The following is a 9,128-nucleotide window of genomic DNA, read 5'->3' as shown; positions in this document are numbered from 1 at the left end:
TAGATTTGGTGTAACGCACTACACCAATTTTTCATCTTCGATCAAATTGGGAGCGCGCTCTACGAGGTGGCGGTCGGGGTTCCTCCCTGTGTTTGGCTCCGCCAAAATGAAAAAAGACATCCTCAACGGATGCCCTTTTTCATGAAGACCGTGGACGCCGTCCACCACCTGCCAAAGGGAAGCCCCTTTGGAATGGCTTCTACAAACACCCCCAACCCCCTCAACCTTTGAGGGGGCTCCCTCGCCGGTTGGCGTCAAACAAACGGGGTTGTTTGAGTGCCAGGAGGGTTTGGGTTTGGTGAATCTATCAACTCCTTAAATTCTCGACCTGACGGTCTTGCGATTTACCGTTGACAGACCACTTTATACGGAGGTTTTGAATACTTTTGAAAGAAATTATTCTTAGTAGTTTATATGCTTCAAAAAATTAATTACTGCTCTTATCTTCTTTTTGAAAATGTTCTTTGTAATATAAATAATCAACTTTATGTTTTGTAGACATTAATTGTGTTGCTAATATTGCAGTGTAAACCGTGGTCAATCCTAATGCTACTGCTCCCAATAAATTCAAATTGTCTTTATTAGTATTATCGTTACTATTCATAAAAATTTATCTCCTTTCTAATTTCTCTTTAAACTTATATTGCTAAATATCTTAAGTTTTTATTCCAAACTGAAACGGAGAAAGTCCTTTAGATGAACCTTGACATACCAAATTTTTAATTAAATATATGTGTTATAAATTATACATAGCCACAACAAAGGCCGCCCATTATGTATCATCCTATAAGGCGGCCTTCACTGTATGTATGCTACATGTATATTCGCATATTCACGACAATATTTTTAAAATCTCAATCCATGCGGCCGCTCACAAAAATAAATGATAACAGGAGAATAAGAAAAAAACTTCTCTATAGCTACATGATTACTAACGTAATCAAATGCATCTATAGGAAAGTGTCTTAAAAATTACATGCAATTAACCTTTGTATCTAAAGAAAGCTCACAACAGCCACTGTAATAAGCATCAAAAGAATATACCATATATGACATATCATGCTACATAAAAGAAGACACCTTTAAGGTGCCATTTTTTAATAAATCTTCTTTCACATCTTATAAAAAACATTGTATATGCTGTCCATATATCAGAACTTATATTGTTTATAAAACCTATAGTAAATTAGGATTTCCAAAACTGCCACCATTTCTTTTTTTCTTCTGAAGCAGCTACTAATTTCTTTGTTTCTTGTATTGATCGTAAGGTCTCCATTAAAGCTAAGTCTCTTTGTTCCCTTTTAATTTCACTTTCTTTATAGCTTTGCTTTATTTCTTCTAGCTCTTTAACCAATAATTTATTACTCTCCATAAGTTGCTCGTTAATTGCTTTTTGTTCTTTAAACATAGCTTTCAAAAAATCTAAAGAAGAAGAGTCTAATTCTTGGTTGATTGATTGATGATTGATTGATTGAACATCAATGAAAAGCTTATAACCATCGGCTTTGAGCTTACTATCTATTTCAGTATCAATCAAGTTATCGATCATATACCACTTCCGAATTTTCTTTAGAACTTCTACGGAATCTGGATGTAATAAAATCTTTTTCCCTTCCCTCTTAGTATTAAGAAAAGCTTGATGTTTTTGTATGTATCTCCTTACAGTTGGAACAGGTGTATTAATCATTTTAGAAATATCATTGATCGTTATCCAATCCATAATATAAACTGTCCTCCTTCAATCGATCAATCAATTATCAATCAATCACTAAGACAAACTATATATAGTTTCTTTAATTTTATCAAAATCCCTACTGATTGATCGATGATTGATCGATTGATTCACCTTTGTTTTGGGGTGGCGTGCTGGCTAGGGGTTTGGGGACTAGTCCCCATTTGTGTATCTTATTTGAAAAAAGGTAGCAACTATGGACGGCTGCTTTGGCGGTTCGGCAGGTATAATGGCCGTCACAAGCCGAGCATCTTAAACTTTGTTTTGGGTATGTTCGGCTTGGCGATATAACCAACCCTGCCGAAATTTGAAATGCAAGGAGAAAAGAGTGGAGATTTTTTAAGTGATTTTCTTAAAAAATACTACTCGAACCTTGTATGGAAAATAGCCCTATTAATATAAGACAAGAAGCTAGAAGGTTAGTAATATATTAAAAAACCAGTATTATCAAGGGTTTAAGGGGATTTTTAATTATTTACTTTTGCAAACAAAATTATTTACTTTTGCAAACAAAATTATTTACTTTTTTTAAACAAAATTATTTACTTTAGTTTGAAGTGATGTATAATGGTAAACATAGCCAAAAGAAATTAATAAATAAAATTATTTATTAAAAGTAAATAAAAAGAGGTGAATGAATTGGAGAAAAAAACAGTTAAAACCACTAGAACAGTTACTTCTAAAAGCCAAATCACTGGGACAAGAAACTTAGTTGATGAAGATACTGGAGAAAAAGTATCAGTAGTAGAAGCAGTAAGTCAAACACAAGACGTAAATTGGCATAAACTATGGATTACTCATTTAATTAGTGCCTTAGACATTGTGGGAAATAAAAAAATGAAGGTCGTTAATTACATACTAGACAACCTTGATTGGAATTCAAATATATTAATAAAAACTCAACAAGAAATAGCTAAAGAAGCTGGAATTGGCTTTAATACTGTAAATACAACTATAAAAATGTTAGTAGATAAGAAGTTTTTAAAAGTTAAAACCGGTGTCATTATGTTAAATCCAGATATTATTGCATATGGAAGTCATAATAAAAGAGCCCATCTATTAATTACTTTTGAAGAGTTTGGGGATTTTGGTGATAAAGAAGAAAATTAAGGAGGTGATTCAAACGATTAACAACAAGATTAGACACAACCAAATAAAAAGGGCATTTCTCCTGGCAGAGAAACACCCCATGTGAAAAACATAATACTAAACTCGATACTAGTATTATAACATGGGTTGCCCTCAAAAAATAGGAGGGTCTTATCATGGATCAAAGCGAAAAACTATTAATGGGTATTGAAAGTATTCTAAGTGTAGCTTCTGATTTAGTTGATGAAGTTGCTCGACTAAAGAATGTTGAAGAAGAATGCAAAATCCTAAAAGAGAAAGTATTTATGAATCAGTTTACTAAAGCAGAACAAGAAGTCTTTGCTCTTGCTATTGATGGTCATTCTATTTCAGAAATACAAAACCTTCTTCATAAAGAAGAAAGCACTATTAAAAATCAAAGAAAAAGCATCTTAAAGAAATTGAATACAGAATCTATGACAGAGGCCGTTCAACAATTTCAAAACCTACATCAAGAACCTTCAAAAAAACTAATAAGAATTTCTTAAACATAGTAGCCTTAAAGGCTAAAGAAGCAGGCTTAAGCCTGCTTTTCTTTTTAGTCTAATAATCCCTTTTCCTTGAACACTTTTCTCAAAGCTTCATTCACCAATTCAGATTTATAACTCTTTGGCACCCGATCAATAATACTTAACACATCATCATCAAAATAAAAGCCTCGGTATACTCTTTTCGAACGGTCTTTTGGACTTTGCAACAACAAATCAATTGCATCTACTGTGCTAGCTTTTAAAGAGCTAGTACTAGTGCTTTCACTTTCATCAACATAGCTCGTACTAACTGCTACTTCGCTAGTAGCTAGCTTTTGTTCTGCTGGCATTTTACTGTTTTTAGAGATAAGTGTACTAAAATCAACATCTAAAGGCTCTGATTCTTGTCCAACATAGCGATAAATACCTTCCTTACTGTCCCATTCATAGCCTAATTTCTTAATCTTTAATTGAATCGTACGAGTACTTACATCATACTGATCAGCTAATTCTTTAATGGTGATTTCTTTCATCATAATGCCATTTAACATCTTTTTTACCAGCATCATACTAGCCCCCATTTTCGTATTAAGAATATAGTACTAGTATTCAAATGCAAAATGATATTTCCTGCCATAACTTTTCTCAAAAACAAAGAGATCTTTTCTTAGATATTTTTTCTTTCAATCTGCAAAAAATATCTTTAAACTATTACAGGAAAAATGTAATATATAAATTATTAAGTAAACATAATATTTTTCAAGATATTATTAATATCTTAAAGGGACTGATTTATATGAATTCTGAAAAAGAAGTAGGAATGCTAGAGCTTTTATTATCTTTTGGCAGCTTAGCAGCTGTTTTAATTATTTGGGTATTATTAAAACACTATGATGTACCAATGAGGGGATTACCTTTTTTATAATAAATAGACAAAAAAGCTTTTGAGATAATATTCTCAAAAGCTTTTTTTATCAAAAAGTACATTATCAATAGGTATATAATATTAAGACTAAATATAAATCATTCTAAAATAAAAACAACTTGATATCTAGACTATCCTTTATAATAACAAGATTGTTAATAAGATATTATAAAGTCTTCATAATAATAATTAGTTTATTTGGAAATAAATTATTTTAATGCTAGTTATTGTTATATACTTAAAAATTTAGTATATTGTTATATTGAATTTTAAGTTTAGGAGAGAGACTTTATGAAAAAGAATTTTATTTTATCAATGGTATTCGCTTTACTTTTTTCAACTCTAGCTTTAAGTATGGGAGATTCTAGTGCTTCAGCTGCTGCTATGAAACCCGTACCGGGCTCTGCTGGTTGGAAATATCGTGTAGAAGGCCCCCACGTTGAAGGAACAGATAATGATTGGCATGTACATGTAGAAAAAGGGAAAATTAGAGGGGCTGAAAGAGTTAACGGAGGAAAAAGTCATAAAAAAACCCTAGATTCAGCTGGTGTTCCCAAGTCTGTACAGAAAAATGTAAAGAAAACAGCTGATTTTAAAAGAGGATTAGAAAAACAAAAAGAATTAGATAAAGAACGTCAGAAAATGAGTAAATATTCTTTATCAGAGTTAGTAGCAAAACCTTCACTTATAGTAACAATGGTAGCTATAACAGGTATAACAGCATATAATTTGTTAAGACATCCTAGTTTAATATTTGGATAGGAGGAAATTATGATATCACTTCATAGAGTATTAAAATTGCGTGATTTAGAAATTTTTCAAGTAGAAAGAGAAGGAACCATTTTATCCTATGTGGTTATTGAAGATACTAGAAAACCATTTACAGAAGAAGATAAAAAACTAGATCCATTATGTTACATGGACGAAGAAGATATTAACGCGATTTTAAATGTTTTTAGAATTTCAATCATTAATGATGAAAAATTAAATGAAGAAGATTCAGACATTATAAGATCGTTCTTTTCAGACTTTGTGAATAATACAAATTTAACGAATTTTATTACGACAGAATATGTTCAGGAAGACTTATATGATTATGACATCGATATAAAATTTTTCAATAAAATTTTAAAAGATATAGGTTCAAATTATATTATTGAAGAATTTGATGAAATGAAATGGATTTATTTATCTCAAGATTAACATATGAAATAGTTATATATATTACATACATATTTATAGTTATTTTCCATAATCAATTTTATAAACGTAACAAAAAGAGCTTGAACTTATTAGTCCAAGCTCTTTTTGTTACGTTTATAAAGAAAAAAACCTATTGCTGCTCCAACTAAGGCTACAACAACTCCCACTCTAAGCAGAGGAATTATAAAATCACTTAAATCAAAGTAATTTGTTTCTTCCAGACTTCCTTCAATAACCTCTTTATAAGGAACCGTAAAAAACCCTAATGATATACCTAAAATAAATCCATATAAAAAGCCTTTTTCTATAAACTTCAACAAGAGTATCCTCCACCTAAACCATATAATTTAACAATAGTTTTATATGAATACAATATACAAATTTAGTTAACATAATGTCTCTTTCCGGAACCCCACAAAACAACACAAAAAACATCTACATAAAATAAAAGAAAAGAAGAGATAAAACTCTATAAACATTGATATAACAACATTTCTGTGAATTAACTATAATCATATACGTTATTAACTATAATCGTATTTATTATAAATTATAATCACATACGTTACAGACCATAATCATATTTGTTATAAATTATAATCTAAAATAGATTATAAAAATAATCAAAACACCTTGAAATTATCTAATTTTTATAATACGATACAGATTATAAATTATAATATAAAAGAGGTGTGATTTTGAAAGCTTGGGAAAAGGACTTAATCGGAGATACACAAAGAAAAAAAATCAATAAGGAAGTTAAAGAAACAGTTACTAATGATGATGGAGAAAAGCTATTTCAAAGACATATTGAAGAATCATACGTTTCCAAAGAACCTGATTACGTAAAAATTTATTTAGATAATATCTTACAGATAAATAACCTATCAAGTGGTATTCAGAAGACATTAAATGTTCTTCTAAAAAGAATGGCCTATGATAACATCGTTGTTTTAAATGCATACATAAAAAAACAAATGGCTGAAGAATTGGGGTTTAATACAGTTCAAAGTTTAAATAACAACATCAATAAACTTGTTAAAGAAGGAATTATGATTAGAAAAGGAACTGGAACTTATGAAATGAATCCATTTCTATTTGGTAGAGGATCTTGGGACAATATTAAGAAGATTAGATTCCAAGTAATCTTTGAAGAAGGGAAAATTAGTCAAAAAGCAGATTTTGACTATAAAGATGAAGTTGCTATATCTCATGAAGAAAAAACTACTGATTAGACATAAGTTCTTACGAACTTGAGCAAACTACTCAAGATGTTCCGAGCATCAACTGATAAATAGTGATATCTATAGCAGAAAAACCTACTGATCCCCTGTTCAGTAGGTTTTTCGTTTTTACGCTGTATATGATATACAAGGTTAGTTAACATAAAGTCTCTTTCCGGAACACATTAAAAAAGAGAACCCTTGGGAGGCAAAGGTTCTCAAAAGGGTCCTCTTTATCGATTATGCAGCTTTTTATACATCCTTGACGCGTAAGGGTTTCATACTAGGGCATAACCCAAACGAATGAATAAAAAGCGCACCTTTTATTCATATGCTTCGTACCCCAAAAATAGCATTTGATACCATAATATGCTACACTACGGGTCAGACTATTTTTACAAATTTCAACGTAGCAAAAGAGCAACCTCTAGTCCACTGCAGAGGTTGCTCTTTTATTTTGTATATATAGCAACACATTAAAAGTAATAGTTATATTGAAAAATATGTTATGATTCTCTCATCGTTCGTACTCGGATACGTATGAATGAACCCTTACATGAAGAAACCTCGCTTGCCAATGCCGAGGTTTCTTCTTTTATTTTAAAACTTGTCATACAAATTTCAGTTTTTATCTTTACAACTAAAAAAGTTTGTGATATATTTCACATATAAAGATATCCATGACGAACCAGAACACTCTAGATGTAATATAAAAAAGCTATTTCAGTCCGATGCCAATACGATTGAAATAGCTTCTTTTATATGACTTTAACTATGTTTACTAACCAGAAAAACCATAGTTATAAGCATTCAACAGTAAATAAACATCATAACCAGCTACCACTGCAAAAGCGATAAGTAAGATTGTCATTTTCATTTTACTCAACTTCATATCTCCTTTTTACCGTTCTAAGTCTTGATCCTTCTGTTTTGATGGTTTTCCAATCCCACGCACATATTGAAAAAATGAAATCTGTTTCATCTTCTCCACATTCTGATCAATCCAATTTAAAGCTTTTTCCTTCCAGGCTTTCAATGTTTTATTCTCTTCTTTTAGTTCACGAACCTGCCTATTTGCTTTATCGAGATCTTCTTTTGGCACATAATCCTTTATATAACCAAGACTCATCTTCGTTAAGCTCTCATTCACTTCATTTACTTGTACAAGCTCTTTTTTCGTTTTCTCATGTTTCTGCTTCTCAATTGTCAAATTATCGCTTAGAGAGCCTATATGAGCCTCATATTGCGTATCTAGTTCTCTCTTAACCTCATCTTTGAGCTTTTCCTTTTGTTCAGCTGAGAAGTCACGCACAAGCTTCTGGCGCATTTGTTTCTTCGCCTTTTCCACTTGGCCGTCTTGATCCGCCACATATACCTCTAATTCTTGCCTTGTCTCATCCAAATCATTCTTCAGTGTCTTGTTCTCTTTTTCATAGCGATCAAGCTCATGGCTCAACGCATGAGTACGCTCATGCTCGGCCGCCAATGTTTGCTGGAGCTCTTTTGTGAGACTCATCAGCTCATGAAAATCTGCTTCTTCCACTTTCACTTTGGAACCCATGACACTCTTGGCCGCCTCTACTTCAAGAGGTTGACTACATAACTCTTCAATCCGTCTCTCGCTACGTATCTCAACGGGTGGTGCTGATTTTAACTCCACTAAATTGTCCATCTGTTGGAGCTCTTTTTCCTTGTGAGCCACTAATTGTTGCAGGTGCTTTAGCTCTTTTTCACGTTCTTGTTTCTTAAACTCATGAACACTCTTATGCTGCAGCTCGCTCGGCTCGCCACGCTCAATGTCATACCCACGTTTGTTCATGTAGTTGTGAAAGTCATCCTGAATTCGACGAATCTTGGTTTTCCCATGGAAGTATTCTTTCGCCGCCAAGCGCCGATCATCCGTAATGGGCACAAACCCCACGTGCATATGTGGCGTCGCTTCATCGTTATGTACCACGGCGTATAAAATATTCTGCTGGCCATACTTGCCAGCGATATGATCAAGTGATGCTTCAAAATATTTGCGCTGCTCGTCTGGCGACATCGCATGCATATACTCCGGACTGGCCGATACGAAGAACTCTGCCACCAGGACCGCATCATTCCGAATTTTTCGTTTCACACGGGTGGCCGTCATCTTCTTAATTTCTTCATGGTACTTAATTTTGTCTTCATTCACCAAGTCATAGTTGAGCATCGTTCTGATTGAATCGATGTCTTTATTTTTACTGTTCTCGCCTTCTCGTTGGTTGTGTTTCTGGATCCCCAATATTGCGTCTTTGTGGAACTTTTGCATGCGGATAATCCCATATTTGGCCATCCCTCAACCCCCCATTTCGACCACTGTACTTGGGTCTAGCATACCACAATTTTAGATTTGGTGTAACGCACTACACCAATTTTTCATCTTCGATCAAATTGGGAGCGCGCTCTACGAGGTGGCGGTC

11 protein-coding genes are annotated in these 9,128 nt (G+C 32.8%); 6 read left to right on the top strand and 5 right to left on the bottom strand.

Going from position 1 to position 9,128, the window contains the following annotated elements; genetic code table 11:
* Positions 1-427: 427 nt before the first annotated feature.
* The gene (locus ACH0CI_RS27540; protein ID WP_016766102.1) at positions 428-604 is read right to left on the bottom strand and encodes a hypothetical protein; all 177 of its coding nucleotides are present in this window, start codon (positions 602-604) and stop codon (positions 428-430) included.
* A gap of 582 nt (positions 605-1,186) precedes the next feature.
* Entirely contained in the window at positions 1,187-1,720 is a 534-nt protein-coding gene (locus ACH0CI_RS27535) for a DUF3967 domain-containing protein (RefSeq protein ID WP_251441197.1), read from the bottom strand.
* A gap of 651 nt (positions 1,721-2,371) precedes the next feature.
* On the opposite strand from ACH0CI_RS27535, the gene ACH0CI_RS27530 reads away from it, so the two are divergent.
* Positions 2,372-2,842 (top strand): replication/maintenance protein RepL, encoded by a 471-nt coding sequence (locus ACH0CI_RS27530; RefSeq protein ID WP_053215368.1) that lies wholly within the window; start codon positions 2,372-2,374, stop codon positions 2,840-2,842.
* A 155-nt stretch (positions 2,843-2,997) separates the two neighbouring features.
* On the top strand, positions 2,998-3,348 hold the full coding sequence (locus ACH0CI_RS27525; RefSeq protein ID WP_221817252.1) for a helix-turn-helix transcriptional regulator: 351 nt from the start codon (positions 2,998-3,000) through the stop codon (positions 3,346-3,348).
* A 50-nt stretch (positions 3,349-3,398) separates the two neighbouring features.
* Here ACH0CI_RS27525 and ACH0CI_RS27520 read toward each other — a convergent pair whose 3' ends face one another.
* Positions 3,399-3,899, bottom strand: a complete 501-nt coding sequence (locus ACH0CI_RS27520; RefSeq protein WP_251441195.1) for an HTH domain-containing protein — start codon at positions 3,897-3,899, stop codon at positions 3,399-3,401.
* Between the two features lie 227 nt (positions 3,900-4,126).
* Between ACH0CI_RS27520 and ACH0CI_RS27515 the strand changes: the two genes are divergently transcribed.
* The 3 genes from ACH0CI_RS27515 (at position 4,127) to ACH0CI_RS27505 (ending at position 5,458) form a co-directional block, all read left to right on the top strand.
* Positions 4,127-4,255 carry a hypothetical protein gene (locus ACH0CI_RS27515; protein WP_260504228.1) on the top strand — a complete coding sequence of 43 codons (129 nt, stop codon included), beginning with the start codon at positions 4,127-4,129 and terminating at the stop codon, positions 4,253-4,255.
* Between the two features lie 291 nt (positions 4,256-4,546).
* Positions 4,547-5,017 (top strand): hypothetical protein, encoded by a 471-nt coding sequence (locus ACH0CI_RS27510; RefSeq protein WP_154992614.1) that lies wholly within the window; start codon positions 4,547-4,549, stop codon positions 5,015-5,017.
* 9 nt (positions 5,018-5,026) lie between these two features.
* Positions 5,027-5,458, top strand: a complete 432-nt coding sequence (locus tag ACH0CI_RS27505; RefSeq protein WP_154992615.1) for a terpene synthase — start codon at positions 5,027-5,029, stop codon at positions 5,456-5,458.
* 89 nt (positions 5,459-5,547) lie between these two features.
* Here ACH0CI_RS27505 and ACH0CI_RS27500 read toward each other — a convergent pair whose 3' ends face one another.
* Positions 5,548-5,775 carry a hypothetical protein gene (locus ACH0CI_RS27500; protein ID WP_406902595.1) on the bottom strand — a complete coding sequence of 76 codons (228 nt, stop codon included), beginning with the start codon at positions 5,773-5,775 and terminating at the stop codon, positions 5,548-5,550.
* A gap of 375 nt (positions 5,776-6,150) precedes the next feature.
* Here ACH0CI_RS27500 and ACH0CI_RS27495 point away from each other — a divergent pair, with 375 nt between their 5' ends.
* Entirely contained in the window at positions 6,151-6,693 is a 543-nt protein-coding gene (locus ACH0CI_RS27495) for a replication/maintenance protein RepL (protein ID WP_050691720.1), read from the top strand.
* A gap of 889 nt (positions 6,694-7,582) precedes the next feature.
* On the opposite strand, the gene mobV is transcribed toward ACH0CI_RS27495, so the two are convergent.
* Positions 7,583-9,001 (bottom strand): MobV family relaxase, encoded by a 1,419-nt coding sequence (mobV, locus tag ACH0CI_RS27490; RefSeq protein ID WP_406902593.1) that lies wholly within the window; start codon positions 8,999-9,001, stop codon positions 7,583-7,585.
* Positions 9,002-9,128: the final 127 nt, after the last annotated feature.

It is taken from the genome of Priestia sp. 179-F W1.4 NHS (assembly GCF_045369295.1).
GTDB classification, from domain to species: domain Bacteria; phylum Bacillota; class Bacilli; order Bacillales; family Bacillaceae_H; genus Priestia; species Priestia zanthoxyli.
The sequence above is the reverse complement of the archived record's forward strand: the minus strand, read 5'-3'. Positions and strand labels throughout refer to the sequence as shown.

What these genes read in the sequence shown, in the direction of transcription:
- ACH0CI_RS27540 (WP_016766102.1), bottom strand. Translation starts at nt 604, where the DNA reads ATGAATAGTAACGATAATACTAATAAAGACAATTTGAATTTATTGGGA.
- ACH0CI_RS27535 (WP_251441197.1), bottom strand. Translation starts at nt 1,720, where the DNA reads ATGGATTGGATAACGATCAATGATATTTCTAAAATGATTAATACACCT.
- ACH0CI_RS27525 (WP_221817252.1), top strand. Translation starts at nt 2,998, where the DNA reads ATGGATCAAAGCGAAAAACTATTAATGGGTATTGAAAGTATTCTAAGT.
- ACH0CI_RS27520 (WP_251441195.1), bottom strand. Translation starts at nt 3,899, where the DNA reads ATGATGCTGGTAAAAAAGATGTTAAATGGCATTATGATGAAAGAAATC.
- ACH0CI_RS27515 (WP_260504228.1), top strand. Translation starts at nt 4,127, where the DNA reads ATGAATTCTGAAAAAGAAGTAGGAATGCTAGAGCTTTTATTATCTTTT.
- ACH0CI_RS27510 (WP_154992614.1), top strand. Translation starts at nt 4,547, where the DNA reads ATGAAAAAGAATTTTATTTTATCAATGGTATTCGCTTTACTTTTTTCA.
- ACH0CI_RS27505 (WP_154992615.1), top strand. Translation starts at nt 5,027, where the DNA reads ATGATATCACTTCATAGAGTATTAAAATTGCGTGATTTAGAAATTTTT.
- mobV (WP_406902593.1), bottom strand. Translation starts at nt 9,001, where the DNA reads ATGGCCAAATATGGGATTATCCGCATGCAAAAGTTCCACAAAGACGCA.